This is a genomic window from Bacteroides sp. ET336 (assembly GCF_024733815.1).
In the GTDB taxonomy this organism is placed as follows: domain Bacteria; phylum Bacteroidota; class Bacteroidia; order Bacteroidales; family Bacteroidaceae; genus Phocaeicola; species Phocaeicola cellulolyticus.
On sequence record NZ_JANRHK010000003.1, the window covers coordinates 247,363 to 273,843 of the forward strand.

The window sequence follows — 26,481 nt, forward strand, 5'->3', positions numbered from 1 at the left end:
TTCATTCGGTTTGCACTATCTTTGTACCCTCGAAAACTATATTGATCATGAATAGAATAAAAACTTTGATTGTGCTTGCTGCCTTATTGCTGAATACTTTCGCTTTCAGCGCTCAGACAGCATCTCCTAAACGTGAGTTTCGCGGGGCATGGATACAGTGTGTAAACGGACAGTTCCAGGGTATGCCTGTAGAGACAATGAAACAGACTCTTTTGAAACAGCTGGATAATTTGCAGGGAGCAGGTATTAATGCCATAATCTTTCAGGTTAGGGCAGAGGCTGATGCATTATATAAATCATCGTATGAACCTTGGAGCCGTTTCCTTACAGGTGTTCAGGGACTACAGCCATCTCCGACATGGGATCCGCTGCAGTTTATGATTGATGAATGCCACAAGCGTGGTATGGAATTGCACGCATGGATTAATCCTTATCGTGCCTGTACTAAGGGAACAACCAGATTGTCTCCTCTGCATCCTTACAACAAACATCCGGAACTGTTTGTGAAATATGCCGGACAGCTTTATTTCGATCCGGGATTTCCAGACAACAGAAAGTATATCTGCAAGATTGTTCGCGACATCGTAAACCGATATGACGTAGATGCCATTCATATGGACGATTATTTCTATCCTTATCCTAATCCGGGAGAGAATTTTCCTGATGACGTAAGCTTCGCTGCATATGGTCGTGGATTTACAGACAGAAAGGAGTGGAGAAGAAACAATGTAAATGTACTTATCAAAGAACTTCATGAGACAATTCGTGAGTGCAAGCCGTGGGTAAAGTTCGGTATTTCTCCTTTCGGAATATATCGTAACAAGAGAACATCGCCGGAAGGTAGCGAAACTCGAGGACTGCAGAATTATGATGACTTGTATGCCGATGTCCTGTTGTGGGTGAACAAAGGTTGGATAGACTATAACATTCCGCAGGTATATTGGGAGATAGGCCATCCGGCTGCCGATTATGAAACTTTGGTTAAGTGGTGGGCTGAGAAATCAAGTGCACGCCCTCTGTATATCGGTCAGGATGTGTATAGAACAGTGAAGAAACCGGATTTGAAGAAGCCTTCAGTACATCAGATGGAAGCTAAATATAATTTGCAGCGTTCATTGCCAGCCATACAGGGTAGTTGTCAGTGGTATGCAGCTGCTGTGATGGATAATCCTGGTAATTATAGAACTATATTGGCAAAGAATTATCATAAGTATCCAGCTTTGCAGCCATTGTATCCGTTTATCGACGACAAAGCTCCTGGAAAGGTCAAGAAGTTAAAAGATGTATGGACAGAATATGGATATATTCTTTTCTGGACCGCTCCTAAAGCAAAGCATGTTATGGATGAGGCTGTTCAGTATGTAGTATATAGATTTGAGAATAAGGAAAAGGTAAATCTTGAAGATGCATCGAAGATTGTTGCCATAACGAGGGATACTTTCTATAAATTGCCTTATGAGAACGGAAAGACCAAGTACCGATATGTGGTAACAGCTCTTGACAGACTGAATAATGAATCAAAACCGGAATCAGAGAAGGTAAAATTGTAATTTAATTTTTTTGAATATAATCGTAGCGGCTCAAGTTCTTTATCAGATTTGAGCCGCTATAATTATATTATGGTGTTTAAACAGTGTATAAATGCTGTTTAAATACTGTTTAAAGCCTGTTCCAAATCGTTTTTCAAATCATCAATGTGTTCCAGACCTATGGATAGTCTGATAGTTCCCTGATGGATGTCCTGTTCCAAGAGTTCGTTTTCTGTCAATTGTGAATGTGTTGTGCTTGCAGGATGTATCACCAGCGATTTTGCATCTGCTACATTGGCAAGCAATGAGAATATTTTCAGATTGTCAATAAATTTATGTGCTTCTTCCTTGCCGCCTTTAATCTCGAATGTGAATATTGAGCCTCCACCTTTGGAAAAGTACTTATTATAAAGCTCATGATTTGGATGGAAGGTGAGCGAAGGGTGATTCACTTTCTTTACTTTTGGATGTGAAGCAAGGTAGGAAACTATTTTAAGTGTGTTCTCTACGTGGCGTTCAACTCTCAATGACAGAGTTTCAAGGCCTTGCAGAAGCATAAAGGCATTGAACGGGCTTATAGCTGCTCCTGTATCTCTGAGCAGTGTGGTTCTTATTCTTGTCACAAAAGCAGTGCTAGGATCGATATCGGTAAATATTATTCCGTGATATGATGCGTCAGGCTCTGTCAGTTGTGGAAATTTCCCGGAAGCTTTCCAGTCAAATTTTCCTGAATCTACAATAACTCCGCCAAGAGAAGTTCCGTGTCCGCCGATGAATTTTGTGGCAGAATGTACCACTATATCTGCGCCATATTCTATTGGGCGGATAAGATATGGTGTTCCGAACGTATTGTCTATTATCAGAGGTATGTTATGCTTGTGGGCTATGTCGGCAACTGCCTGTATATCTATTATATTTGAATTAGGATTGCCTAGTGTTTCAATGAATACGGCTTTTGTATTTTCCTGCATGGCGTGTTCGAAATTCTCAATGTTGTCCGGATCTACAAAGCTAGTACTGATGCCGTATGTAGGGAGAGTGTGTGCCAGGAGGTTGTAGCTTCCTCCATAAATAGTTTTTGCAGCTACAATGTGGTCACCCTGTTTTGCGATATTCAGGAATGAATATGTAATTGCCGCCGCTCCTGACGCTACTGCAAGAGCAGTCTTTCCACCTTCCAGGGCCGCTATTCTTTGTTCGAAAATACCCTGTGTGGGATTTCCCAGTCGTCCGTATATTTCTCCGCTTTCCTGAAGTCCGAATAAAGCTTCGGCATGAGCAGAATTGTTGAATACATATGATGTTGTCTGATATATAGGTACAGCTCTTGCGCCTGTTGCCTTGTCTGCATTTTCCTGTCCAACGTGTAGCTGTAATGTCTCGAAATGTAGTTTCTGTGTATCTGTCATAATCTCTATAGCTTTATTGTTACATCTGCAAAGTTATGTTTTGTGGTGATGTTATCCAATATTTGTGTGAAATATAGAAAATATCACTATTATGCATATGCTTTCTGTGATTTTATTCTTATTTTAGTATCGAAAATCGAATAAAACAGAATATTTGTCCTATGAACAGTGTAGAGAAATTAGATAAGGTGGATTTGCAGATACTTCGTATCTTGCAGGAGAATGCCAGATTGACAACAAAAGAGCTTGCAGCTAAAGTGAGCCTGTCGTCAACTCCGGTTTTTGAACGTCTGAAACGTCTTGAATCAGGTGGGTATATCAAGAAATATATTGCTGTGCTTGATGCAGAGAAACTTAATCAGGGTTTTATGGTTTTCTGTAAGGTAAAGATGCAGCACTTAAACTATGACATTGCACGTAACTTTTCGGAAGTTATTGCCGGGATACCGGAAGTGACAGAGTGCTATAATATTTCAGGCAGTTTTGATTATCTTCTCAAGATACATGCACCGGATATGAAGTATTACCAGGGATTTATACTGAATGTACTTGGCAGGATAGATACCCTTGCATCATTGGAGAGCGTATTTGTGATGGATGTGATAAAGCACGATTATGGAATACATATATAAAAAATAAGGCTGAACCCTGTTGAGGATTCAGCCTTAAAAATTTTATTGCAGTAGGCAAAAATTATTTCTTACCTTCCAACTGTTCTTTCAATGCAGCAAGAGCATCGATGTCACCAAGAGTTGTAGAAGCAGCCTGGTTCTGGATCATTGGAGCTTCTTCTTTCTTAGATGTCTTCTTTGCAGCTTTCTTTTCTGCTTTTTCTTCAGCCTTAGCAGCATCTTCGAATACACGGCTGTGAGACAAGATGATACGTTTAGCTTCCTTGTTGAATTCGATAACCTTGAATGGAAGTTTTTCGTCAAGCTGAGCCTGAGAACCGTCTTCTTTTACAAGGTGTTTTGGAGTAGCGAAGCCTTCAACACCGTAAGGCAATGAAACTACTGCACCTTTGTCCAAAAGTTCGATGATTGTACCTTCGTGGATAGAACCTACAGTGAATACAGTTTCGAATACATCCCATGGATTTTCTTCCAACTGCTTGTGACCAAGGCTCAAGCGACGGTTTTCCTTGTCGATTTCCAATACCTGAACTTCGATTTCAGCACCGATCTGAGTGAATTCTGATGGGTGTTTGATCTTCTTAGTCCAAGAAAGGTCAGAGATGTGGATCAATCCGTCAACACCTTCTTCGATTTCTACGAATACACCGAAGTTAGTGAAGTTACGTACTTTTGCAACGTGCTTAGTACCTACAGCATATTTCTCTTCAATGTTTTCCCATGGATCAGCTTTCAACTGCTTGATACCAAGAGACATCTTACGTTCTTCGCGGTCAAGAGTCAAGATAACAGCTTCTACTTCGTCACCAACTTTCATGAAGTCCTGAGCTGAACGCAAGTGCTGTGACCAAGACATTTCAGAAACGTGGATCAAACCTTCTACGCCTGGAGCGATTTCGATGAATGCTCCGTAGTCAGCCATAACAACTACTTTACCCTTAACGTGATCACCAACTTTCAAGTTTGGATCAAGAGCATCCCATGGATGTGGAGTAAGCTGTTTCAAACCAAGAGCGATACGTTTCTTGTCATCATCGAAGTCAAGGATAACAACGTTCAACTTCTGATCCAAAGAAACAACTTCGCGTGGATCGCTTACGCGGCCCCAAGACAAGTCTGTGATGTGGATCAAACCATCTACGCCACCCAAGTCGATGAATACACCGTAAGATGTGATATTTTTAACAGTACCTTCAAGTACCTGACCTTTTTCAAGTTTACCGATGATTTCTTTCTTCTGCTGTTCGAGTTCAGCTTCGATAAGAGCTTTGTGAGATACAACTACGTTCTTGAATTCCTGGTTGATCTTAACAACTTTGAATTCCATAGTCTTACCTACGAATACGTCATAGTCGCGGATAGGCTTAACGTCAATCTGAGAACCTGGCAAGAATGCTTCGATTCCGAATACGTCAACGATCATACCACCCTTAGTGCGGCACTTAACGTAACCCTTAATGATTTCTTCGTTTTCAAGAGCAGCGTTAACACGATCCCAAGAACGAGTAGCACGTGCTTTCTTGTGAGACAAAATCAACTGACCTTTTTTGTCTTCCTGATTTTCGATATATACTTCTACAGTATCACCTACTTTCAGGTCTGGATTGTAACGGAATTCACTCAATGGAATGATACCGTCTGATTTGTAGCCAATGTTAACTACAACTTCGCGTTTGTTCATTGCGATTACAGTACCATCAACAACCTCACGGTCATTTACTTTGTTAAGAGTACTGTCGTAAGCCTTTTCAAGTTCTTCTTTGCTTACATTTGTTAGTGTGTCACCACTTTCATACGCATCCCAGTTGAAATCTTCAATAGGAGCAATGTTCTTTAAGTTTTCCATTAAAATAAAAAATTGTTTTTAAATAATTAATTGTGTTAGACTTTATGTTGTTTATCTAAATCGGGCGCAAAGATATTAACTTATATCCATATATGCAACTTTTTGTCCGCTTTTATGCTGAAAAATAGAAGATTATATAAAATAAGAGGAGACATGTGTAAGCATGCCTCCTGCAATATTATATAAATAAGTTTCAGTCCTCAAAAGAATAATCTATGGTAGTTACCACTCTTACTTTCTTTATGTACGGTGTATTGGCGTCGCGGTCTGTGATACTGAACTGTCCCTGGTTGGCTTTTCTGATTTTGCCAAGTTCGCTGTCAGAATCTTCCGCGAATTTTTCTGCAGCCTGTCGTGCATTTTTTGTAGCTTCCTCAATCATTTGCGGCTTGATTTTGTTCAGACCTGTATATTCGTACTGTACGTTGTATCTGTAGTCACCCGATGTGATTGCCACACCTTGTTTCAGGAGTTCACCCTGACTGCTGATGAGTTTTCTTATCAGATCTACCTTGTCTGATGTGACTGTGATGACAGATGTGACGTTATATCTGTACGTACTTTCCTGATTGCTGTAGCGTTCAGCCTTCATATCTATTATTTCAGGTGCATTAACACTGATTTCTTTCTCTTCTATACCCTTGCTGATAAGGAATTGTGTAATGGTCTTGTTCGATTTGTTAATCTGGTCGTACAGTCCACTCAAATCATTTCCCAGACTTTTGTAAACCAATGGCCACGTAACCTTGTCGGCAGGTACTTCCATTTCTGCAAGTCCTTTGACGTTTACGCTGCGATCCTTGTCGGCGAAACTACTGATTCCGCGTTCGATGAACACTCCAAGTAAAAGCAATCCTATTGCTATTACAATGGCTTCAAATCTTAGATTCTTCATAACTTTATTGATTTATTGGTTATTGTGAAATTCTTTCAGTCCCCATATAGGTTCTTTTATAAATTTACCTGTTTTCAGGTTAAGCCGTTTGGCTGTTTCTTTTATTTCATCCTGAAAATACCAGGAAACGGAACCCGTAAACGAAATCTCCAGACTCGTGTCGTATTTCATTACATTTCTTTCGAAGAAATCGGTAAAACATTCACATAGGAAATTTTTTACCTGTGCTTCATGTTTTATATTATATATATAAGGTGTTAATGATGCCAGAAAACGGTTTGCCTGTGGCTCTCTGTAAACTTTCCGCAATATGTCTTCTACCGTTAAACCGCAATTGCTCAAAAAGTCATTTTTAATATTTTCTGGAAGTTGTCCTTTAAGGCAGTCTGCTATAAATTTTTTTCCGAGATATGCTCCGCTTCCTTCATCTCCCAATATATATCCCAATGGGGAAACATTCCTTGTTATCTCTTTCCCGTCATACATACATGAATTTGAGCCGGTACCAAGAATACAAGCTATTCCCGGCTTTTTCCCACATAATGCCCTTGCCGCTCCCATCAGGTCGGTATATGCATGGACTTTGGTTCCGGTGAAAAAATCCTGTAAAATATTTATGATTTTTTCAGCCGGTTCAGGCAGGCATCCTGCACCGTAAAAATATATTTCTGAGATTTTGGCTTTGTCTATACTGTCGTTTTTTTCTATTTGTGGCAATAAATCAGTTTCTATTATTCTGCGAATGTAGTCCTCGTCCTGATGAAAAGGGTTTATACCTTCGGTCTTGAGTATCTCTGATTTATTTGCATCGCTGATTAGCCAATCGGTTTTTGTCGCTCCACTGTCTGCTATTAGTATCATGTCTTTATTCGTTTATTACAAATGTAACTCTTTATTAATGAATAACCAATAGAGACTTTGCTTTTTGTGTAAAAAATATGATATGCTAGTCTGTTTCATAATCTTCAGGCTATTCCGGAAGATAAATCTTGTCTGTAAGTTCTATCCATGCCTTTCTGAGGTCTTTCCAGTGATAGAAAGGGAAACAGTCTGTTTTTATTCCTGTCAGATGTATCTCACGTTCGTTGAGCAATGGTTTGACCAGAATGTCTTTGCTGTCCTTCTTGCGGAAGAATATAAGTTGCAGGTTTCCGCACATCGGAATCATACGGTATGTCTGATAATATTGGGGAATAGAGTCCCAGTCGGCTGTAGAATGGTTGAATCCGTCAATGTTCATCAGAGCTACCAGTGGCGCAAGGTTTGTATCATGACCGAAACGAAGAGTAGCGCAAGGTTTTTTGGATACAAGTGCTGTGTCGGCAGTCTCTACGATGTTTCTCAGAAGGTTGCGTGCCAGATTAGGCATCTTGCCACCGCTAAGAGGTGATGGTCCCTGTTCGTAGTACCATTCGAAATTGTTGAGTTGCCACAAGTCGAAAAGCTCTTTTTCGTTGAAAAGGAATGAAAGGTCAGGCATGTTGTCCGAACTCTGGCTTATACCGTGATACTCGAAAAGGTCGCGTTCCAGCTTTCCCGGATTCTTGACTTTTGAAATATATTCTGGTTTAAAAAGCATTTTCATGATACGTTCCGGATGAACGAAACGCTTTTCTGCTTCTGCAAATACCGAATCGGCGTTGTGCTGGCAGCTGTCCGAATATATCGGATTCTTGTATTTTATGAAATATACATCATGCTGGCTTGCATCTGTTGTGATATTCAGTTTCGGGTTCAGGCCTTTCAATTCTACACAGGCTGCTGCCATCGAAAGGAATGCACGAGTCTTATATGTAGAGCGGGCATCAATATGTGCTCCGTCTGTAAATATTTCAGGATAATTTTCAAACATTCTTTTTGCAAGTTCCTGATGTTGTCTGGCTCCTTTTGGAGTAAGCTCTCCGTAGCGGTTTTTGGCTATTTCAGCAAGCTGTCTCAGAATTTCCAGTGTCTTTTTGCCGTCATCGGTCAGTCCGTTCTTCTTCTCTGCTTCCTCCATTATTGTCAGAGCCGGTTCGTACTTGTCTTTTCCTGTCAGATAGCGTGAGCCGTGTCTGGCATATGTACTTATATAGCATGGCACATATCCTTTCGGAGCCGGTGTCAATGGGGTAGTTGGTGCCTCGTATGCCAAATACTTCCCCGTTGCCAATTTGGGATTTTCTCTGATTTCCAGTTCTGCACGTGTCTGTGCATCGATACTCTGCATTCCCACAGCTGCAATGCAGATGCAAAACAAACTTTTTACCTTATTCATATAAATGTCAATCTTATTACGGCGCAAAATTAGCATATAGATATGTATCGGTGTATGCAGTAGGCTATATGATATAATCAGACCAAGTAAAATGTAACAGGTATGTAATGTTTATGTAACAGTTTCTGCTGGTTAAGTAAAAAAAGAAAGAGACCCGCACTCAGTAGTACAGGTCTCTTTACACTATAAATTATATAAGATCAATATCCGAAAATATCTTTCTGTGACAATTTTGTAATCTTACCGTATTTTTCCAGCGATTTCATGTCAAGGTCTTTTTCGTTACCAAGAACGCAATAAGTATATTTGCGGTCTTTAACCCATTTCTGCTGGAAGTCTTTCACATCTTTCAGAGTCATTGTCTGTGCCTGTTCGAACAAAGCTTTTCTAGGATCTCCCTCGATACCTTTGTCCTGAAGGTCAAGATACTCCCACAAGATATTCATGCCTGTGATTCTGTCAGTACGCAAGCGGCTGATAGTTCCTTCCTGAGCCAGCTTAAATGCTTTTTCAGATTCAGGCATATTGTTGATTATCTCATCGAAAGCCTTCATGGCGTCTATCATCTTGTCGTTCTGGGTAGCGATGAACGAACGGAAGATGTATGGATATTCCTTTTTAGAAGGAGAAGCGATGAAAGCGTATGATGAATATGCAAGACTTCTAGCTTCACGCATTTCCTGGAATACTATTGAGTTCATGCCACCGCTGAAGTATTCGTTGTACATGCTCAAAGTAGGCTGGATTGCAGCATCATATTGTTTTTCGAAGTTTGAAATACCTGTGAAATAGATTTGTTTTGCATCGTATTCGGCAAAATAAACCTTGTTTTCAGTAGTAGGCTGATACTTGTAGTCGTATGCAGGTGCAGGTACATCCTGAAGCTGGGCAGGTACGTTATGATACTGGTCGATTAAAGAAGTAAGTTCTTTTTCATCGGCAGGACCATAGTACATGATGCGATGCTTGTAGCTGTTGAACTTATGTATGCGATCTACAAGTTCCTGAGGATTCATTTCTGTAAGTTCTTTTTCAGACAGAATGTTCTTCGAAGGTGAGTGTTCGCCCCACATTGCGTAAGAAAGCAGTTGTGAGAAGTTTGCAGACTGGTTGAGTTTGGCATCCGCACGTTTCTTCAATATGTCAGCCGCATAGTTCTTGTAAGCGTTTTCGTCAACCTGTGCGTCGGCAAGGATTTCTTCGAACAGCTGCATTGCCTGAGGCATGTTTTCCTGAAGACCTGAAAGCACTACGTATGTGCGGTCCAATCCCGGATGTACGCTGAATGAGCATGCCAGACGATAGAATTCCTTGTTGATTTCAGCAAGAGATTTCTTTGAAGTTCCAAGATATTCCATGTATGAGAATGCTGTACCCAGAGCCTTGTCGTTCTGGCTGCCCATATCGAATACATAAATCATCTGGAACAGGTCGTTCATGTCGTTTTTCTTGTAAAGCACTTCGATATCTGATTTTGCAGTGAATTTCTGCATATCTTTATTGAAGTCGAGGAATACAGGCTCGATAGGAGTAACCTTGCTTGCCTGGATTTCTTTCAGGAATGAGCTTACGCTGTCACGGTTCATAACGATAGGAGTGATAGACGGTTTGTCCATCTTCTTTTCGTTAGGATCTTTACCCATGCGTTTGTAAACCAAAGCATAGTTGTCGGCAAAATATTTGTTTGCAAAGTCAACAACCTGCTGTTTGTTCACCTTGCTCATCTTATCGATGAAGTTTACTACATCACTCCACTGGTCGCCGTCGACGAAAGCTGAAACGAACATGTCGGCTCTGCTTTCGTTGCTCTCAAGTTGTTTCATGTAGTAAAGCTTATAGTTGTTGATTGTAGCCTGAAGCAGTTCTTCGTCGAACTCACCTTTACGCAGTTTCTCAACTTCAGCCAGCATGAGGTCTTTGACTTCGTCCAAAGTCTGTCCCTGTTTCGGCTGACCGCTTATCATATAAGTATAGTAGTCCGACAAACCGAGTGAGCCTGCGAAGCATCCCAAAACTTTCTGCTGCTGGTTCAGGTTAACGTCAAGCAGACCAGCCTGTCCGTTGTAAAGAATAGAGCTGATGAGTGCAGAGATGACATCATCGTCAACTGTAGTAGGCATTCTCCATGCCAGTGCTACGCTTTCTGCATCAAGTCCCATAACTTCCTTCACTACAGGCTCCTTTATAGGCGATTCCTTAGGCTGAGGACGTTCAGGCAAGTTTGGATTAGGTTTCATCTCACCGAAATACTTGTTGATTATTTCGATAGTTTCGTCAGGATTCATATCACCTGACATACAGATGGCCATATTGTTAGACACATACCATGTATTGAAATAATTCTTGATATTTGTGATAGAAGGATTCTTCAGATGTTCCTGCGAACCGAGTACAGTCTGAGTTCCGTATGGATAGTCAGGATAAAGAGCGCTCAGCAAATTTTCATATACCTTTCTGAAGTCTTTAGTAAGTGACATGTTCTTTTCTTCGTAAACAGTTTCCAGCTCAGTGTGGAATCCTCTGATTGTAGCATTTTGGAATCTGTCTGCCTGAATCTTGGCCCAGTTGTCAATTTCGTTAGATGGTATGTCTTCCACATACACTGTCTGGTCGTAGCTGGTGTAGGCATTTGTACCGTTTGCACCGATAGCTGCCATCAGCTTGTCGTACTCATTAGGAATAGCTATTTTTGAAGCTTCGTATGATACACTGTCTATCTGGTGATAGATAGCTTTTCTTTCAGCTTCGTCAGTAGTTTTTCTGTAAACTTCAAACAGACGTTCTATTTCGTCCAGCATAGGTTTTTCCTTGCTGAAGTCTGTAGTACCGAACTTCTGTGTTCCCTTGAACATCAGGTGTTCGAAATAGTGTGCAAGACCTGTAGTCTCGGCAGGGTCATTCTTTCCACCCACTCTTACGGCGATGTAAGTCTGGATACGCGGAGTTTCCTTGTTTACTGTCAGGTAAACCTTCAATCCGTTGTCAAGTGTGTAGATGCGTGTCTGCATCGGATCGTTAGGTACGGTTTCGTACTTAAACTTCGAATCATTTCCGCATGCTGTCATCAATGCCAGCAGTACGGCTGCTCCGATAAATTTCTTTGATTTGTTCATACTTCTGTTATTTGTAATATAATGCGAAGATACACAATGTTTTTCTAAAAATATGTCATATAACAGTTCTTTTTATCTTTATGTATATATATTTTTGCTTATACAATGAAAAACGGCATAAAAAAAGTGTAAACTACAATAAAATGTAATTTACACTTATGCTAAATCAGTCTTTTCGTATGTAATTAATGACATCCGCAGCAACCGCCACTGCAGTCATCATCGTGGTCACCGCATCCGCCGCCACATCCGCTGCATCCGCCACCGCATCCGCTCATAGAGTTCACGATGTCCTGAACTTCCTTGTTTGTTGCTTCACGCATTTCCAGAATTGATCCTTCGAAAATCAGGTCCTTGCCTGCGTGAGGATGGTTAAGGTCGATAGTTACAGTGCTGTCAGTGATTTCACCAACGTTTGCATAGAACTGGTTTCCTTCGCCGTCGTTCAGCATGATGATGTTACCTTCGAACACGTTGTCTTCGTCAAACTTGCCGTCAGGACCGCAGAATGCAGATTTAGGAAGAGTCTTTATTCCTTCAGGATCAACTTCGCCGTATGCTTCTGCACAAGGGATAGTAAAGTTGAAGTTGTCTCCCTTAGCAAGTGCTGTTATTTCTTTTTCAAATCTTTCAAGTGTATATCCTATACCTGTGATGAACTGGAAAGGATGTTCTGCAGGAGCTTCTTCTATCAATTCTTTTTCGCCGTCTATCATAGCATAAAGTTTGTATGCTACGGTGATGTACTTATTTTCCATAATCTAAAATGTATGTTTTAAAAATCCGGACACAAAGGTAGTAAAAAAGCTTTTAATTTTAGGCAGATATGTACTTTGGTTTTTCAGATATTCATATTTTTGTAAAAAAACTTATTTTCTGATGCAACATTTCACCCGCTAGTTCCGTCTTTCACATAGAATGCGCATCAAAGATTATGTATAACACTTAAAAAAATGAGTCAGTCATGAAAAAATATTTCTTTATAGCTATGTTGTTTTCAGCCCAGATACTTTGTGCTGTTAATGTAAACTCAATAATTAATGAGTTCAGGGATGCCAATAAGGCTGAATACGTAAGTGTTCCGTGGATATTGATGAAAATGGGGCACATGTTTATGGACGAGGAAGACAAGGATGATATTGCAGCACGCATTAATAGCGTTCGTGTACTCGACCTGGAAGAATGTAGCTCGAGTGTAAAGGCTAAATTTACAAAACGAATATCTTCGCTCAAAAGAGACGGATATGAGACGCTTGTAAGAGCCAAAGATCAGGATGGAAGTGTACAGATTCTGGTCAAGGAAAAGAAAAATATTATAAAAGAACTTCTTATAGTATGTGGCGGAGAAGACGATTGTGCTCTGATACTGCTCAAAGGAAATATAAGACAGGAGGATATAGACAAACTAGTGCAACAGGAAACAGATAAACGCAATGGACACAAATGAATTTAAGTCACTCTTCATTCCGTACCATGCAAAACTCTACAGGACAGCTTATTCCATACTCAGGAATGTTCAGGATGCCGAAGATATTGTTCAGGATGCTTATCTGAAATTATGGAACAGACGCGATGAACTTGATGCGGCGGTTTGCCGTGAAGCATATTGCGTTACTCTGGTGAAGAACCTGTGTATGGATTTCATAAGAAGCAGCCATAGTAATTATGAAGATGTGATAGATGAAGAACGGGTTGGCTTGGCAGACGATGATATTGGTGAAAGATTGGAAAAGAAAGAAGAAAATGTCAGGTTAAGAAAGATGATAGGCGGACTGCCTGACATGCAGAAAAAAGTAATGTGGCTAAGGGACGTGAACGAATGTTCGTTTGATGAAATAGGAAAAGCTACGGGGCTGAACCAGGTGAACATACGTGCCACACTCTCGAAAGCCAGAAAAAAGATAAGGGAACAGTTTATTAATTTAAAGGACAAGATATGAAGGAAGATACAATCAGACATTTGCTTGAAAAATATTACAACGGCGAAACCGATGTCAACGAAGAAAAAATTCTGGAAGATTATTTCATGCATGATGAAGTATCAGCCGAATTCTCTGTTGACAAAGAGGTGTTCTGTCGTCTGGCAGAGATTAAAGAAAATGATGAACCCACAGTTCCTGAAGGAATGGATAAACGTATTTCTGACAACATAGATATGTGGGAAAAACAAAGCAAGGCGGATAAGCCACGATATTATACTCTATATAAATATGTGTCGGGAATAGCAGCAGCTGTAGTGATACTGATAGGTATAAGTGTATTTATGCCAAAGAGTCAGGAGGACACTACGATGATGAAAGATACATTCGACAATCCTCAGGAAGCATACATGGCAACCGAAAATGCCCTGCAGCTTTTTGCCGAAGCTTTTAATAAAGGCGACGCCCAAATAGAGAAAGCAAGAAATGTGACGAAAAATGTAAAAGAAAAAATTGACAATATTAAAAACTTTAGAAGATGAAAGCAAGATTATTTATTATAGTGAGTGTTATGCTGGCAGCATTGTCTGTTAACGCACAGAATCGTTTTGAGAAAATAGCTGAAATGGAAGGGGTGACATCCGTTTATGTATCCCCGAAAATGTTCAACATGATGAATGGTTCAAACACCGGTGATATAAATATAGATAAAGTGGCAAAGAAACTTACCGGATTGCAAATACTCTCGTCCGAAAATCAGGAAGCATCGGATCTGTTGCGTAAGGAAACGGCATTTATCAATACCAAAAACGGATATGAAGAATTATTGCGTGTAAAGGACAGCGGAGAACGGGTGTTCATTTATACGAAAGAGAATAAGGATGCAAACGAATATGTTCTGCTGGTTGATGAAGGTAAGGAATTTACGGTAATAATTCTTGAAGGAAAACTCACAGTAGATGAAGTTCGCGGTATTGTAAATCAGTAGTACGGAAATTACCGTTGATACGTTTAAAAAAAATGAACTGTCATTTAAGAGCGAATGACAGTTCATTTTTTATATGTGTTTTTATCACATATTCCTGTAAATATCTTTTATCAGTTTGCACGCCGTTTCAAGGCTTATTGTACCAGTATTCAACATAAGATTATAATGATGAGGCTCTCCCCATTTACGACCGGTATAATATTCATAATGATGGATGCGGTTGCGATTGATACGGCGTATTTCCGACTCTGCATTTTCACGTTTTATACCGTATTCGCTGACACAGCGTGAAACAGCATTTTCAATATCAGAATAGCAAAACACCTTCAATACCTTCGGATAGTCCTGCAGGATAAAATCAGCACATCGTCCAATGATGATACACGGCTCTTTCTCAGCCAGCTCCTGAATAATCTTGCTTTCTGCTACAAACAGAACATCGTCCGATGAAAGGCTACCTTCCAGCGGTTGTTCGCTGTTTTTCGACATGATACATTTAAGCCAGAATGACGGAATGGACTGTTCGTTCTTTGCTATGAAGTTTTCATCTATACCGCTACGTTTGGCGGCCATACCTATAAACTCTTTGTCATACAGTTTTATTCCTAGCTCTTTAGAAAGCATCTCGCCAAGCAGATGTCCGCCGCTGCCATATTCACGAGCAATGGTAATGATGATATTTTTGCTCTTTTTTACGTCTGTGAATTTTTCATCAGTAGCAGGAGTAATCCATTTATCGAGAAACTTGTAGTACGGACTGACGAAATGAACAATAGGACCTACTATCAGAGCTGCAATTACAGTGCCTTCGCGTACACCATATATGCCGGACATGAATATAAGCGACAGGAGGCAGGCAATAGCTACCAGTGTGACATCAAATCCAAGTTTAATGTATCCGAACTCGCCACGGAAACGGCGTGTAATAACCTTTACGAAGTATTCTCCTGCCATCATTGCCGCATTGGCCTTTACTTCAAGAGCTATACCTACAGCCAATATTACACAACCTATCAGCAGTGCTATAATCATGCTTGGATATGTTGCCGGATTGAGCCAGAACAATATATAGTGCATACATATATCTATGAATATTCCGAAACAGAATGATATCGGGATCTGCAGCAGGAACATGCGCAGGTCTTCTTTCAGGTCCTGACGTGTCATCATGAAAGGTTCGAGAACGACGAACAGTATGTTCAGCATGATAGTCCATTCGCCGATAGTGAAAGGGGTGAACATACTAAGAACGTATGTTACGCTGGTAATGGGTGATGTACCCAAGGCTGCTCTGGTGATAAACGCTATTCCTAATGCGTTGACAAACAGTGCCACGCAGAACAGAAGATAGCGTCTTAGAAGAAATTTATTCATATTGTATTTGTCATTTGTAAAGCAGCTGCAAAGTTCACCCTAAAATCTATAAAGACAGATATAAAAGAACAACTTATTTTGGTCAAAAACGAAACAAAAACTATCTTTGTTGTAAAAAACGGATTATGGATATCTCTGTATATGAAGTAATGAAATCAAGTGGGATGACGGCAGGAAATACGTGTTGTTGTGATTTATACGGTAATCCCGGTGATTATAGCGGAATTATATTTGAAAAGGGATTTTTCTTTCTTCTCGTCATAAACGGAACAGCAAGGCTTTCCGATATTTATGGTAATTATGACCTTCGCTGTGGTAAACTGGTTGTTCTGACACCAAGTACGACAAGTTCAATCGGACGTTTCGATGCAGACTTTTCGTTGAAAATAGTATATATAGTACCTTCGTATTTTGACAGTCTTACAGACGGGCAGCCGCTGTATAATCAGGTGGCAAGGTTTCTTGGTAATTACAGGCTTCCGGTGTTTGATATTGAAAGTGAGAGGTTCTCTTATCTGAAACAAACAATGTCGCTTTTTGGTGACCGGCTTAATGCTATGAATGTATATCACGATGGAATAATACGAAACCTATGTAATTTCTTCCTTTTGCAGATAGCGGATACCTTGTGTACTGAAAACAACGATACAACTGTGTATGTGAAGCGTGAAAACGAGATATTCCGCAATTTCAAGAAGCTGCTTGTAGAGAATTATCGCAAACATCATTCCATAGGTTTTTATGCCGACAGTCTGAACATTACGACTACCTATCTGTCGCGAGTGGTCAAGAGTGTCACAGGCAGTACTGTCTGCTTTCATATATCGAAGATGCTCTGCTCTGACGCACGCCGTATGCTTGAGTGTACTGATATGGACATTAAGGAAATTTCGGATGCACTTGGCTTTTCCGATCAGTCCGTATTTGGAAAGTTTTTTATGCGTAAGACAGGAGTATCACCTCTGAAATTCCGTATGAAGAATGATTTGCAGAGGCGGGAAAAATGAGGTTTGTTATTCGCTTAATGAGATTGTAACCGTTACATCTCCGTTTCCAAGAATTCTAATCAGCTCATCGCCTGAAGTATTGTCTATTTTCCCCAAGGGAGTCAACGAGTATGTATTCGGAGCGTAATAAATCACGAAATACTGCCCCAGGTATAGAATCAGGTCACCCGGTTGTGTGGTCAGCCTTTCGTTACATTGCGGCAGGGTAGTTCCTATAGGACCCACTTTCTCCATTCCGGCATAGTCATTCATGTTTATGGTCAGAGGTTCTTCTTTGAGCAGGTTTACTAAAGCTCTTGTAGATACGTTGTCTTTTAGTGTGGCCGTGAGTGTCGTTCCGTTAGCTTCGATTTTAATTCTTGAGTTGCTCATATTTTCTTCAGTGTTATTCTGGTTATCATTGTTTGTATTTTCTTCGTCTTGTTCTTGGTTACTGCTTCCGTTTCCGTTTTCGTTTGAAACTTCGTTGTTTGTATTACCACCTGATGGAATTTCCGGCTCGGTACTGCACGCCATGGCAAACATGGAGTAGATGAAAATCAAAAATAGTAATCTTGCTTTTTCCATAATCATAGTCTTTATCTTTTTGTACTGATACAAAGGTATTGACTTTGCGATTAAGACTTTATATACATATTACTGATGATTGTACCAGAATTACGGTTTCTCTTTTATTTGCTTACAAATAATCATTTAGTATCTTTGTAACATCATGGAAATATGTAAGATAGAAACAAATAAGAAAGAATATTTAGATTTGCTGTTATTGGCTGATGAACAGGAGTCAATGATTGACCGTTATTTGGAAAGGGGTGACATGTTTGTTATGTTTAATACAGATTTAGAACCTGTTTCCTCCGCAGTCGTGACAAATGAAGGTGACAATGTGTGTGAACTTAAAAGTCTGGCAGTTTCTCCACAATATCAACGAAAAGGTTACGGAAGGCAAATGGTGGATTTCTTATGTAAACGTTATGCAGACAAATTCAAATATATGATAGTCGGTACAGGAGAGACTGCAGAGACTATGTCTTTTTATAAGAACTGTGGGTTCAAGTATTCTCATATTGTTCCTGATTTCTTTACTGCCAATTATGATCATCCTATTGTAGAAAACGGGATAACATTAAAGGATATGGTATATTTCAGAAAAGAATTGTCTGTATAAAAGTCTGATATTGATGAACAGGGAAATTCTTTTCTAATTAATATTGCATAGAAGTTCATAAAACTTTCTTCATCTTGTAGTTCGTCAGTTTCAAACGATTTGCATGTTGTTTTTGCTCACATTCCACAACATATCCTTTGTGTTCAAAGAATAAACGTGCAGTTTTGCTTACATCTGATGTAATCTCTTTTACTTCATATTGTCTTGCTATTTTTTCAACTTCAGAAAGAAGCTGAGTCGCTATACCTTTACCTTGCCAATCCATATGTACAAACATGGAATGCAGATAACCGTTCTTGTTCATTGAAGAAAACCCAATCAGATAGTTCTGTTCGTTGAATGCTCCTACATATTGATTAGAAGACAGAAGTTCTTTCCAATGTTCTATGTCGTCACCGCATGAAGCCCAGTCTTCCACTTCCTCTTTTGTATAGTCTTTAATATTGACGTTTAATACAGTGGAACGAAATAGGTTCTGCATATCATAGAGGTCTTTTTCTTCAAGTGGACGAATTGTATATTGGGGTTTTAACCATCTGATTACTCTACAAGGATTTCCTGCGGCTACACAATTTGCAGGTATTGATTTTGTAACTACACTACCTGCACCGATAACGCTTCCATTACCTATTGTTACGCCTGCAAGTATGATACATCCGCCGCCAATCCATACATTATCTTCAACTGTTATCGGTAAAGCTCTTGTCTTGAAAAACAGTTCTCCTGAATTTTCATCCCAATCATTAACAAAACGTTCTTCAAAATCAACTGGATGCGTTGCCGTATAAAATTGTACGTTAGGAGCTATTAAAACTCTATTACCTATATGTATATGATTTTCATCCATCATTGTACAATTATCATTGATGATTGTCTTTTCACCGATGAATATGTGTTTCCCGCATTGACAGGTAAAGTTATTACCTATATTGGAGTATTTCCCAATTTCTCCTAACATATAGCCTAATGTTTTTTTCCTATCATTTTCGCTCGTGTTTACGTCATTCAGTACAGATAGATATTTTCTTGTCTGTTCTATTAACTCTAAAACTTCAGCATCCAGACGGTTACAAAGCTCTCCTGATAAAAAACGCTTATAATTATTAATATCTTGATTCATATTTTTTATCATAATAAATTCCTCATCGGTTTCTCTAATGATATTAAATCCAAGTTTTAAATACATCTTAGTAGCGTAGTTTGCTTTTTGTACGGAAAGAGATACTTGGTGGTAACTTTTATTTCTAAGAAGTTTGAGCATTTCTTTCATAAGCTCTGTACCAATACCTTTATTGCGGTATTCTTTATATAAGGATATAGAAAGTGACGGAGTATCGTTGTCAATGTGACCATAATCATTCATAATTCTTACCCATACAGCACCAATGACTTTATGGCCTGTTTCTGCGACTAAGCAATAATCGTCTTTATCCTTGCCAAAATCTTCAATATATATCTTCAGCTCCGGAATATCTATAACCTCTTTTGTCGGTGGTTCCACACCTTCAGGAATATAGATTGCCTCATAAAGAAAATCTCTCAATAAATGAGTCTCTTCTTCACGTAAAGGACGTATAGTATATTTTATTTGTTTATCCATGGTTTTACTTTTTGTTCCAATCATCTTTGGTCTGTAATGTAAAATGTTCGGTATGCTCGTCACCTAAAGGAGAAATCTTCCCTTCTTCTGTATGGTGATATTTAAAACCGCATTTATCCATGACTCTACGTGATTTCATATTTCCGTCATAATATCCGCACCACACTCTTTTTATATCAAGTTCGTCAAAGCAACGTTTCAGAAGGCGGTTTACAGCTTCCGGTATAAGTCCTTGTCCCCAGTAGGGAACACCAATCCAATAACCTATTTCCGCATCACCTTCTTTCATATCCGCACTATGTACGCCGTTACCGAACATAATGCCTACACTGCCTATAGGTTCGTTTGTTTCTTTCAATACTACAGCGTATGTTTCAGGAGCAGATAAGATGTCTCGTATTACGTCTCTACTGTTTTCAACTGATGTATGTGGTGGCCAACCTGCAATTGGTCCGATAGCTGGATCTTTGGCATATTTATAAAGTGCTTCAGCATCTGCTTCAATCCACGGACGGAGAATAAGTCTTTGAGTTTCCATGAAATATTTTGTCATATATTTATTATTTTTTGTAAGATTGTTAATCATCTTATTCAGATTGGTCTCATTCTCTTCATCTGATAATGTAGGATCTTTCATGAAACGGGTGCAAGGTAATTCCGGACAGTCTCCACAGTTTTCACGTTTTTGTTCCTTACAGCATTTCCATATTGGACAAACTTCATAATCTGTGTATTGAAGCCAAAATACTTTGCCTTTTATTTTGCGGCATCCCTTGCAGTCTTTTGGGAAAGATGGACACTCTACACATTTTGCACCGCATGGGGAAGGATGGAAATATTCATCTTTCCAGTACCACCATTTACATTTATCGGTATCCGGTTTTTCCGTATTGATGTAATATTCTAATGCACGGTACAGGTAAAGCTGGCAGCGGTCTATAGTGTAACCAAGTAAACAGCACTCTTCCAGGTATAAATCGTCTGCTTTTTTACCTTTTAATGATTCGGTGGTGGTGTAGCCCATGGCTTTAAGACTCTGTTCTGTTTTTGGTCCTACATTAGGAATCTTATGGAAAGGATTAACATTATTTCTTGAACTTTTCTTTTTTACTTTTTTCTCTTTTGGCAATGGTAATACCTTTTCCAATGTACTTATCACATCAACCAAAGGGTGTTTGTGCTCTACGTCCATAATATAGTGTTCCTTTGCACCGTTGTATGGGATGCCGGCTTCACTGTCTTGCATTAAGTTGGCAATCGAAGGGTGCTTCTTAACGTAAGCTATATTGTCACATACAAGTATTATAGGCTTTTCGTTGAGGTAAATCATATAATCGCCAAACATCTTGCGATAGCGTACTGTTCCAATTCCTTTTATTTGGGAACATATAAACTCTATGAAGTCAATGTTGCTTGCCATGTATCTATATCCTTTATTTTATTATTGTTTGTTGTAAAGACTCAATAAATTCATCCCTGCCTTTGCAGCTGAATACATATTTCTTACTGTTCGTACGGATGAGTACTAATTCGTTCAGATTAGTTGCATACATAGTATAGCTGCCTAACTTAGGATTTTTGAATTTTCCTAAATATCCAAATAGGCCACCGCTGCCGAATATTCGAATAGAAAAAGCTGTTTCTGAGTTTGGAATGGCTTTTATTTCTATAATATTCTTTATAGGTATATTAATAGCGCCAAACAGTCTGTGTAAAATTATTTTATCATTTCCAATAGTTAACCGTATCGGCATATAGCCCAATCCACCTATAATGGTAGCTATAAAAATAACGACGAGCGTGTATTTGAGCCAAAGCATTGATGACGGAAAATCGTCTGTCCAGATAAAATATGTAGATGCAACCAGAATAATAACTGTTATGGCTGTTATGACCGTAACTCCCATACTCCATGTACATGGGAAAGAAATTTTGTCGTTTTTCATAATGATATGTATTGGAAATATAATTGTTTATAATCTAATGAACCAAAACAAATATAACTAAAACAGTTGTAATTATTATAATCAGTAATAGATTTTTTATGAAATAAAGAATTTATCCGTGATATTCGGTTATTATTTCACTAGCCCATTCAATCAATATGTGGCTTCGTTTGGTAAAGTCGTTTTCTTGAAAATCTGCAGATGCTATATTCAGTATAATACGGTCTTTATCTGTGACATGTTCTGACAGGAGTTTCATTGAACTGATGTAAGAGCCTGTATCAAGAAAATGTTTCATGCGTACGGTGAAACGTGCAGCTTTATAGAGTCCGACTAAGGTGTTTATATCTTTTGCATGAAGAAAATTGTGTGAACACGCATGATACAGGTTGCACGCTCCAGTCAAAACAGAGCGGCGTATGTCATCATCACTAAACAGATTTTGCAGATGTTCCAATGAACCGATTATGGGTTTCGTATCGAGGACGAGTTGAAGAAGATCCGATTTTTCCCAGTTCATAAGCTCTCTTTCGCCGGATACGAATCCGCATATCATGTCATGCTCCTCGAAAGAATCAAGCATGGATTGGTAGTCCTGTAAGTCTTTAAAGTTTACTTCGTCAAGAATTATTACCACATCTATATCGCTGTTAGCAGTCTGTTCGCCTCGTCCGTAACTGCCTTGCAGTCCGAAAAACTTAATTCTGTTGCCGAATAGTGAGATAAGTCTCTCTTGAAAAACTTTCAGCCAGGATGTTATGTCGAAGTTGTTCTCATTCATATCGTTTGTTTATTCTTGATATTATTGTCGGTGCAAACATTGTTGTCAGGACTACCAATATCCATAAATTTCCGGATAGCGGATTATACGCTGCTATGAGTTCTTTCATAGGTACACCTGTTCCTATTCCGGATGTGAATTCAAATATAACGGTGAGCAGCGTCCATATTATGCCGGCGATGAAACTTTCTTTTCTATTAAGTGTAACTAGTCGTGGAAGGAGCAGCCATGTGATAAACAGTATCATGATACTAAGCAGGATACCGCTAGCGGCTGTAGCCAGTGCGGTATCCAGATATTTGGTTAATACATATTCCCTGAATCCACCATTTAGTATTGCTGTGGGTATGAAGCATAGCCATACGAGAAGGGAGTTGAGATATTTCATATATATTTTGTTTTTATGTAACATATTAGCACTAAATTATTCTAAATGTTTACATTATTGTATTTTATCAGCCGAATATCTCTCGTAACTCTTTATTGCTTAGTTTGCCTATCCAGCTTTCTCCACTTGAAACGGTCATATCTGCCAGATGCTTCTTTTTCTGTATCATGTCATTGATACGTTCCTCGAATGTGTCTTTGGTGATAAACCGGTGAACTATGACATTGTTCTTCTGACCTATACGGTAGGCACGGTCGGTAGCCTGTGCTTCAACAGCAGGGTTCCACCAAAGGTCATAATGGATTACATGGGTTGCGGCTGTCAGGTTTAGTCCTGTTCCTGCTGCCTTAAGCGAAAGGATGAAAACCTTGTCTGTGCGGTTGTTCTGGAAGCGGTCAATCATTGCCTGACGTTCTTTAATACTGCATCCACCATGATAGAACAGTGGTTTTTCTCCTGTCCTTTCGGTTATGAAGTCCACTAACATATCACCCATCTCTCGATATTGCGTAAAGACAAGCACCTTTTCGCCGCCATCGACAATCCCTTCGATTCTGTCGAGCAGCATTTCTGTCTTGCCTGACAATTCAGACCTCCGGTCACCGTTTTTAAGGAATTGTGCGGGGTGGTTGCATATTTGTTTCAGAGCCATAATCATCTGGAGGATGAGTCCTTGGCGTTTGAACAAAGATTCGTTGTCTGTTGTAGGTATTCCTTCTATTTCGTTCATGGCAGCTTCCAGGGTCTTTTCGTAGAGAGCGGCCTGTTCCGGTTTGAGCGAAGCATATACATCAAGTTCTATCTTGTCAGGCAGGTCGGAAATGATATTCTTGTCTGTCTTCATTCTTCGCATCATGAACGGGGCTGTCACTTTTCTGAAGCGCTCGGCACAATCGCCGTCATTCCAAAGCTGGATAGGGTTCGCATAGTTTTCCTTGAAGGCTTTAAGCGTATCCAGATAGCCTTTGTTGGCATAATCCATTATGCTCCAGAATTCTGTAAGCCTGTTTTCTACCGGAGTACCACTCAGAGCTATGTGAGTTGTGGCAGGAATTGACTTCACAGCCTTACTCTGTGCCGTATCGTTGTTCTTTATGTTTTGTGCTTCGTCAATTAGCATTATAGTCCATTGTCTTTTTTTAAGTTTGGCATTGTCAGAGCGCAGAACTCCATATGTAGTTAACAGAATATCTGATTTAAAGCTCTTCAAATCTCTGCCAGTACCGTGATAGACGAATGTTGACAACGACGGAGCGAATCGGCTTATCTCCATTTGCCAGTTCGTGAGCAGACCCGTAGGTACAACTATGATGACTTTGCCTTCCTTCAATGCTCCCTCTTCTTTCAGTTTCAGAATAAGAGTTATAGCCTGCAGAGTCTTGCCCAATCCCATGTCGTCGGCAAGAACCGAACCGAATCCTATGCGCATATTTCGGTACATCCACGAGAATCCGCGTTCCTGGTATGGACGCAGTTGTGCGTTAAGTTTCCGTGGAAGGGCAATGTTCTCCTGTTCGGTCAATTCCTTGATAAGTTGTCGCACATCGTCTGTAAGGCGTATAGGTGCAGAGTTGTATTCCTCTGTAAGGGCGGCCTGCAGCAACTGTGCCGGAGTGAGTTTATCCATCTTGTGGAAAGCGTCATGAAGCTTTTCCAGAGTTTCTGCATCGGTATAGATATATTTCTGCTTGAATTTTATCAGTCCTCCGGCATTCTTCTGCAGTTTCATGAACTCTTCCATCGACACTATCTCATTGCCAAGTGCCACTTCCCAGTCGAAGGCGAACAAATCGGCAAGGCTCAGGAAGCCTTTCTCACTTCCGGATTTCTTTTTCAGCAACAATGATGCTTTCGGACGTATGAGTTGCTGAAGCGATTTAGGCATGAAAACCTTGAAATCAAGAATCTTTACAGCAGGTATTATTTCGAGTATTACGGGCAGGAATGTCTTTTCGGTGTAGTGTAAAGCTTGTTTTGCTCCATTAGCAATATATCCGTTGAGGTCTTTCATCATTCCTGCAAGCAGGGTGAAGCTTCTCAGAATGGTGAAGCGTTCGTGCTCATATTCGGGTTGTGAGAGTACATCGGACAGTGCAGTGACTTCCTTTTCCGGTTCGCGTGTGTTTTCCACGCCAACGGTAATGTCGAAACCGCCATCGGTACTTTCTTCTACATAGAGAACAGGTCGGTAGTCTGATTCGGTGAGCGAGTATGATGCTATCCATGATTTTATTCCGCCCGGCGTTTCTTTTTCTCCCACACCGCTGAAGGGAAGGTGTCTCTCCTTGAAGAATAATTCCTCTACAGGCAATTTCAGGCTATCGGCCGTAAGTCTGTTTATGAGTTTTCCGAGAAAGAACGACACAATCCACTCTCCCTTGTTGTAAATAAATTTTCCTGTTTTACGTTCCACCGGTCTGAATTCCAGTAGTTTGTCGGGAATAATATCTTCAAGCATATCCATTAGTTGTCTTACCTGGCTGTCGATATAAGCCGGAATCCACCTGATGGCGTACTCTTTACTTGAAAGCTGAAGTATCTGTGGTGCTACAGCTCCTTTCGACAGCAGATGCAGTGAACATATCAGAGCCTGGTTAAGAGCTATGACCGAAGGATGATAGTCGGGCAGAAAGTCAGGGTTTATATTTAGCAGAGCCAGAGGCAATGAACCGTCGTCAAAAAAGTCCGTTAGCGGTTCCTGTCCCTCATAGCTGATGTTCATTACTTTCCATTTCAGATTGCTGTCAAACTGTAATGAAAATTCTCTTTCGGCTTTAATCTCCTTGCCTGAGATGATGTCCGTTTGAGGGAAAAGTCCCGAAGCGTCAAGCCTCCTTGAGAAGAATCGTTGTACATTCTTCTTTGCTCGCATTATTTCAGTCGAGTATTTTTCTTTGAAATCCCCTGTAGTGGAGAAAGGAGGGTTTTCTGCCAGGAGCATGAGCAAGGCTTCCGACTTGTCGGTCAGTTTTGAGAAGTCTATTCTTTTGAACACAGGTTCTCCATGGCTCACTTCCCTAGAGCCTTTTGTTCTTACCACCTCCTTTATGTTCTGTACTGATATATCATTGCTGGTCTCTTCGATAAATATTCCGCGTTTCTTAAGCTCTTCCATAATATCTACATTGTGCATACTGAACACAATGAATGGATTATTGTCAATCTCGCGGCTGAACATGTAGATTACGGCAGCAAGGTGTTTGCATGGCACGGCCCAGTCCGGACAGTTGCATTGCATTTTCAGGTCGGTCCATTTTTCAGGGAAAATCTTGAGTCCGCAGCTTCTGGCTATTGACATGATTTCCGGGGCCATCTCCCTGTTCATCAACCGTGATATAATGCCCGGATACTTGATTAATTCATTCATAAGTGCGTCAATCTGTTCCGGGAAGAAAGGAGGAATGATGATATTGACCTTATATGGTGTTATCCTGCTTCCTGAGACTTTTGCAGTGATGATATTCTCTTTCAGTTTTATGTCTATAACGTTTCCTTTGCGTGCGTATGTAGCTCCGCGAGGGATACGGTTGTCATAGTCTATATGAGTAAGCGAGCGGAGCCATTCGCTGCCCCACCATGTTTTTCCGAATTGTTCTGCCATGTTACTATATCTTATCTGAGTACTGTTT

General features: G+C 40.0%; 23 protein-coding genes and 3 pseudogenes. 8 read left to right on the forward strand and 18 right to left on the reverse strand.

What is annotated here, in order from left to right:
* Positions 1 to 47 precede the first annotated feature (47 nt).
* Positions 48 to 1,550 (forward strand): glycoside hydrolase family 10 protein, encoded by a 1,503-nt coding sequence (locus tag NW213_RS05330; RefSeq protein ID WP_258322067.1) that lies wholly within the window; start codon positions 48 to 50, stop codon positions 1,548 to 1,550.
* Between the two features lie 98 nt (positions 1,551 to 1,648).
* Here NW213_RS05330 and NW213_RS05335 read toward each other — a convergent pair whose 3' ends face one another.
* Complete coding sequence (locus NW213_RS05335; protein WP_258322068.1) at positions 1,649 to 2,938, reverse strand: O-acetylhomoserine aminocarboxypropyltransferase/cysteine synthase family protein; 1,290 nt, start codon at positions 2,936 to 2,938, stop codon at positions 1,649 to 1,651.
* Positions 2,939 to 3,099: 161 nt separating this feature from the next.
* Here NW213_RS05335 and NW213_RS05340 point away from each other — a divergent pair, with 161 nt between their 5' ends.
* Positions 3,100 to 3,570, forward strand: a complete 471-nt coding sequence (locus NW213_RS05340; RefSeq protein ID WP_154042895.1) for an Lrp/AsnC family transcriptional regulator — start codon at positions 3,100 to 3,102, stop codon at positions 3,568 to 3,570.
* A gap of 61 nt (positions 3,571 to 3,631) precedes the next feature.
* Here NW213_RS05340 and rpsA read toward each other — a convergent pair whose 3' ends face one another.
* The 6 genes from rpsA to NW213_RS05370 all read right to left on the reverse strand — a co-directional run bounded on the left by rpsA (position 3,632) and on the right by NW213_RS05370 (position 12,439).
* Positions 3,632 to 5,416 (reverse strand): 30S ribosomal protein S1, encoded by a 1,785-nt coding sequence (gene rpsA / locus NW213_RS05345; RefSeq protein ID WP_258322069.1) that lies wholly within the window; start codon positions 5,414 to 5,416, stop codon positions 3,632 to 3,634.
* 193 nt (positions 5,417 to 5,609) lie between these two features.
* The gene (locus tag NW213_RS05350) at positions 5,610 to 6,311 is read right to left on the reverse strand and encodes an SIMPL domain-containing protein (RefSeq protein WP_258322070.1); all 702 of its coding nucleotides are present in this window, start codon (positions 6,309 to 6,311) and stop codon (positions 5,610 to 5,612) included.
* Positions 6,312 to 6,323: 12 nt separating this feature from the next.
* Positions 6,324 to 7,172, reverse strand: a complete 849-nt coding sequence (locus NW213_RS05355) for an ATPase (protein WP_258322071.1) — start codon at positions 7,170 to 7,172, stop codon at positions 6,324 to 6,326.
* Between the two features lie 109 nt (positions 7,173 to 7,281).
* Positions 7,282 to 8,568: a histidine phosphatase family protein gene (locus NW213_RS05360; RefSeq protein ID WP_258322072.1), complete on the reverse strand. Its 1,287-nt coding sequence runs from the start codon at positions 8,566 to 8,568 to the stop codon at positions 7,282 to 7,284.
* Between the two features lie 200 nt (positions 8,569 to 8,768).
* Complete coding sequence (locus NW213_RS05365) at positions 8,769 to 11,681, reverse strand: pitrilysin family protein (protein ID WP_258322073.1); 2,913 nt, start codon at positions 11,679 to 11,681, stop codon at positions 8,769 to 8,771.
* Between the two features lie 185 nt (positions 11,682 to 11,866).
* Positions 11,867 to 12,439, reverse strand: coding sequence for a peptidylprolyl isomerase (locus NW213_RS05370; protein ID WP_258322074.1), 573 nt, complete (start codon positions 12,437 to 12,439; stop codon positions 11,867 to 11,869).
* A gap of 206 nt (positions 12,440 to 12,645) precedes the next feature.
* Here NW213_RS05370 and NW213_RS05375 point away from each other — a divergent pair, with 206 nt between their 5' ends.
* The 4 genes from NW213_RS05375 to NW213_RS05390 are packed head-to-tail and all read left to right on the forward strand — an operon-like array spanning position 12,646 to position 14,588.
* The gene (locus NW213_RS05375) at positions 12,646 to 13,128 is read left to right on the forward strand and encodes a DUF4252 domain-containing protein (RefSeq protein WP_258322075.1); all 483 of its coding nucleotides are present in this window, start codon (positions 12,646 to 12,648) and stop codon (positions 13,126 to 13,128) included.
* Positions 13,115 to 13,621 carry an RNA polymerase sigma factor gene (locus NW213_RS05380; RefSeq protein ID WP_258322076.1) on the forward strand — a complete coding sequence of 169 codons (507 nt, stop codon included), beginning with the start codon at positions 13,115 to 13,117 and terminating at the stop codon, positions 13,619 to 13,621. The genes NW213_RS05375 and NW213_RS05380 overlap by 14 nt, the downstream gene beginning before the upstream one ends.
* A complete protein-coding gene (locus tag NW213_RS05385) occupies positions 13,618 to 14,142 on the forward strand; it encodes a hypothetical protein (RefSeq protein WP_154042886.1) in 525 nt (174 codons plus the stop codon). The genes NW213_RS05380 and NW213_RS05385 overlap by 4 nt, the downstream gene beginning before the upstream one ends.
* Positions 14,139 to 14,588 (forward strand): DUF4252 domain-containing protein, encoded by a 450-nt coding sequence (locus NW213_RS05390; protein ID WP_154042885.1) that lies wholly within the window; start codon positions 14,139 to 14,141, stop codon positions 14,586 to 14,588. The genes NW213_RS05385 and NW213_RS05390 overlap by 4 nt, the downstream gene beginning before the upstream one ends.
* Before the next feature lie 84 nt (positions 14,589 to 14,672).
* Here NW213_RS05390 and NW213_RS05395 read toward each other — a convergent pair whose 3' ends face one another.
* On the reverse strand, positions 14,673 to 15,962 hold the full coding sequence (locus NW213_RS05395; RefSeq protein ID WP_258322077.1) for a cytidylate kinase family protein: 1,290 nt from the start codon (positions 15,960 to 15,962) through the stop codon (positions 14,673 to 14,675).
* Positions 15,963 to 16,087: 125 nt separating this feature from the next.
* Here NW213_RS05395 and NW213_RS05400 point away from each other — a divergent pair, with 125 nt between their 5' ends.
* On the forward strand, positions 16,088 to 16,969 hold the full coding sequence (locus NW213_RS05400; protein ID WP_258322078.1) for an AraC family transcriptional regulator: 882 nt from the start codon (positions 16,088 to 16,090) through the stop codon (positions 16,967 to 16,969).
* A gap of 6 nt (positions 16,970 to 16,975) precedes the next feature.
* On the opposite strand, the gene NW213_RS05405 is transcribed toward NW213_RS05400, so the two are convergent.
* Entirely contained in the window at positions 16,976 to 17,536 is a 561-nt protein-coding gene (locus NW213_RS05405; RefSeq protein ID WP_258322079.1) for a cyclophilin-like fold protein, read from the reverse strand.
* Between the two features lie 145 nt (positions 17,537 to 17,681).
* Between NW213_RS05405 and NW213_RS05410 the strand changes: the two genes are divergently transcribed.
* The gene (locus NW213_RS05410; RefSeq protein ID WP_258322080.1) at positions 17,682 to 18,137 is read left to right on the forward strand and encodes a GNAT family N-acetyltransferase; all 456 of its coding nucleotides are present in this window, start codon (positions 17,682 to 17,684) and stop codon (positions 18,135 to 18,137) included.
* A gap of 55 nt (positions 18,138 to 18,192) precedes the next feature.
* Here the strand turns inward: NW213_RS05410 and NW213_RS16970 are convergent, their stop codons facing one another.
* The 9 genes and pseudogenes from NW213_RS16970 to NW213_RS05455 all read right to left on the reverse strand — a co-directional run bounded on the left by NW213_RS16970 (position 18,193) and on the right by NW213_RS05455 (position 26,453).
* The gene (locus tag NW213_RS16970) at positions 18,193 to 18,618 is read right to left on the reverse strand and encodes a GNAT family N-acetyltransferase (RefSeq protein ID WP_258322121.1); all 426 of its coding nucleotides are present in this window, start codon (positions 18,616 to 18,618) and stop codon (positions 18,193 to 18,195) included.
* Between the two features lie 54 nt (positions 18,619 to 18,672).
* Positions 18,673 to 19,257: pseudogene (locus NW213_RS16975) on the reverse strand (sugar O-acetyltransferase); the annotation flags it as partial.
* Positions 19,255 to 19,725 (reverse strand): annotated as a pseudogene (locus tag NW213_RS16980) (GNAT family N-acetyltransferase); the annotation flags it as partial. The pseudogenes NW213_RS16975 and NW213_RS16980, both read right to left, overlap by 3 nt.
* A 16-nt stretch (positions 19,726 to 19,741) precedes the next feature.
* Positions 19,742 to 20,275 carry a GNAT family N-acetyltransferase gene (locus NW213_RS05430; RefSeq protein WP_258322122.1) on the reverse strand — a complete coding sequence of 178 codons (534 nt, stop codon included), beginning with the start codon at positions 20,273 to 20,275 and terminating at the stop codon, positions 19,742 to 19,744.
* Between the two features lie 108 nt (positions 20,276 to 20,383).
* A pseudogene (locus NW213_RS05435) lies at positions 20,384 to 21,157 on the reverse strand (helix-hairpin-helix domain-containing protein); the annotation flags it as partial.
* Positions 21,158 to 21,170: 13 nt separating this feature from the next.
* On the reverse strand, positions 21,171 to 21,683 hold the full coding sequence (locus NW213_RS05440; protein WP_258322081.1) for a PH domain-containing protein: 513 nt from the start codon (positions 21,681 to 21,683) through the stop codon (positions 21,171 to 21,173).
* A gap of 112 nt (positions 21,684 to 21,795) precedes the next feature.
* A complete protein-coding gene (locus NW213_RS05445) occupies positions 21,796 to 22,464 on the reverse strand; it encodes a nucleotidyltransferase domain-containing protein (RefSeq protein ID WP_258322082.1) in 669 nt (222 codons plus the stop codon).
* Complete coding sequence (locus NW213_RS05450) at positions 22,457 to 22,852, reverse strand: hypothetical protein (protein ID WP_258322083.1); 396 nt, start codon at positions 22,850 to 22,852, stop codon at positions 22,457 to 22,459. Before NW213_RS05450 ends, NW213_RS05445 begins: the two co-directional genes overlap by 8 nt.
* 67 nt (positions 22,853 to 22,919) lie before the next feature.
* Positions 22,920 to 26,453, reverse strand: coding sequence for a DEAD/DEAH box helicase (locus NW213_RS05455; RefSeq protein ID WP_258322084.1), 3,534 nt, complete (start codon positions 26,451 to 26,453; stop codon positions 22,920 to 22,922).
* Positions 26,454 to 26,481: the final 28 nt, after the last annotated feature.

Bases quoted from the DNA above. Each gene is read 5' to 3' on its own strand.
- NW213_RS05330 (WP_258322067.1), top strand. From the start codon at position 48: ATGAATAGAATAAAAACTTTGATTGTGCTTGCTGCCTTATTGCTGAAT.
- NW213_RS05335 (WP_258322068.1), bottom strand. From the start codon at position 2,938: ATGACAGATACACAGAAACTACATTTCGAGACATTACAGCTACACGTT.
- NW213_RS05340 (WP_154042895.1), top strand. From the start codon at position 3,100: ATGAACAGTGTAGAGAAATTAGATAAGGTGGATTTGCAGATACTTCGT.
- rpsA (WP_258322069.1), bottom strand. From the start codon at position 5,416: ATGGAAAACTTAAAGAACATTGCTCCTATTGAAGATTTCAACTGGGAT.
- NW213_RS05350 (WP_258322070.1), bottom strand. From the start codon at position 6,311: ATGAAGAATCTAAGATTTGAAGCCATTGTAATAGCAATAGGATTGCTT.
- NW213_RS05355 (WP_258322071.1), bottom strand. From the start codon at position 7,172: ATGATACTAATAGCAGACAGTGGAGCGACAAAAACCGATTGGCTAATC.
- NW213_RS05360 (WP_258322072.1), bottom strand. From the start codon at position 8,568: ATGAATAAGGTAAAAAGTTTGTTTTGCATCTGCATTGCAGCTGTGGGA.
- NW213_RS05365 (WP_258322073.1), bottom strand. From the start codon at position 11,681: ATGAACAAATCAAAGAAATTTATCGGAGCAGCCGTACTGCTGGCATTG.
- NW213_RS05370 (WP_258322074.1), bottom strand. From the start codon at position 12,439: ATGGAAAATAAGTACATCACCGTAGCATACAAACTTTATGCTATGATA.
- NW213_RS05375 (WP_258322075.1), top strand. From the start codon at position 12,646: ATGAAAAAATATTTCTTTATAGCTATGTTGTTTTCAGCCCAGATACTT.
- NW213_RS05380 (WP_258322076.1), top strand. From the start codon at position 13,115: ATGGACACAAATGAATTTAAGTCACTCTTCATTCCGTACCATGCAAAA.
- NW213_RS05385 (WP_154042886.1), top strand. From the start codon at position 13,618: ATGAAGGAAGATACAATCAGACATTTGCTTGAAAAATATTACAACGGC.
- NW213_RS05390 (WP_154042885.1), top strand. From the start codon at position 14,139: ATGAAAGCAAGATTATTTATTATAGTGAGTGTTATGCTGGCAGCATTG.
- NW213_RS05395 (WP_258322077.1), bottom strand. From the start codon at position 15,962: ATGAATAAATTTCTTCTAAGACGCTATCTTCTGTTCTGCGTGGCACTG.
- NW213_RS05400 (WP_258322078.1), top strand. From the start codon at position 16,088: ATGGATATCTCTGTATATGAAGTAATGAAATCAAGTGGGATGACGGCA.
- NW213_RS05405 (WP_258322079.1), bottom strand. From the start codon at position 17,536: ATGGAAAAAGCAAGATTACTATTTTTGATTTTCATCTACTCCATGTTT.
- NW213_RS05410 (WP_258322080.1), top strand. From the start codon at position 17,682: ATGGAAATATGTAAGATAGAAACAAATAAGAAAGAATATTTAGATTTG.
- NW213_RS16970 (WP_258322121.1), bottom strand. From the start codon at position 18,618: ATGCAGAACCTATTTCGTTCCACTGTATTAAACGTCAATATTAAAGAC.
- NW213_RS05430 (WP_258322122.1), bottom strand. From the start codon at position 20,275: ATGGAAACTCAAAGACTTATTCTCCGTCCGTGGATTGAAGCAGATGCT.
- NW213_RS05440 (WP_258322081.1), bottom strand. From the start codon at position 21,683: ATGAAAAACGACAAAATTTCTTTCCCATGTACATGGAGTATGGGAGTT.
- NW213_RS05445 (WP_258322082.1), bottom strand. From the start codon at position 22,464: ATGAATGAGAACAACTTCGACATAACATCCTGGCTGAAAGTTTTTCAA.
- NW213_RS05450 (WP_258322083.1), bottom strand. From the start codon at position 22,852: ATGAAATATCTCAACTCCCTTCTCGTATGGCTATGCTTCATACCCACA.
- NW213_RS05455 (WP_258322084.1), bottom strand. From the start codon at position 26,453: ATGGCAGAACAATTCGGAAAAACATGGTGGGGCAGCGAATGGCTCCGC.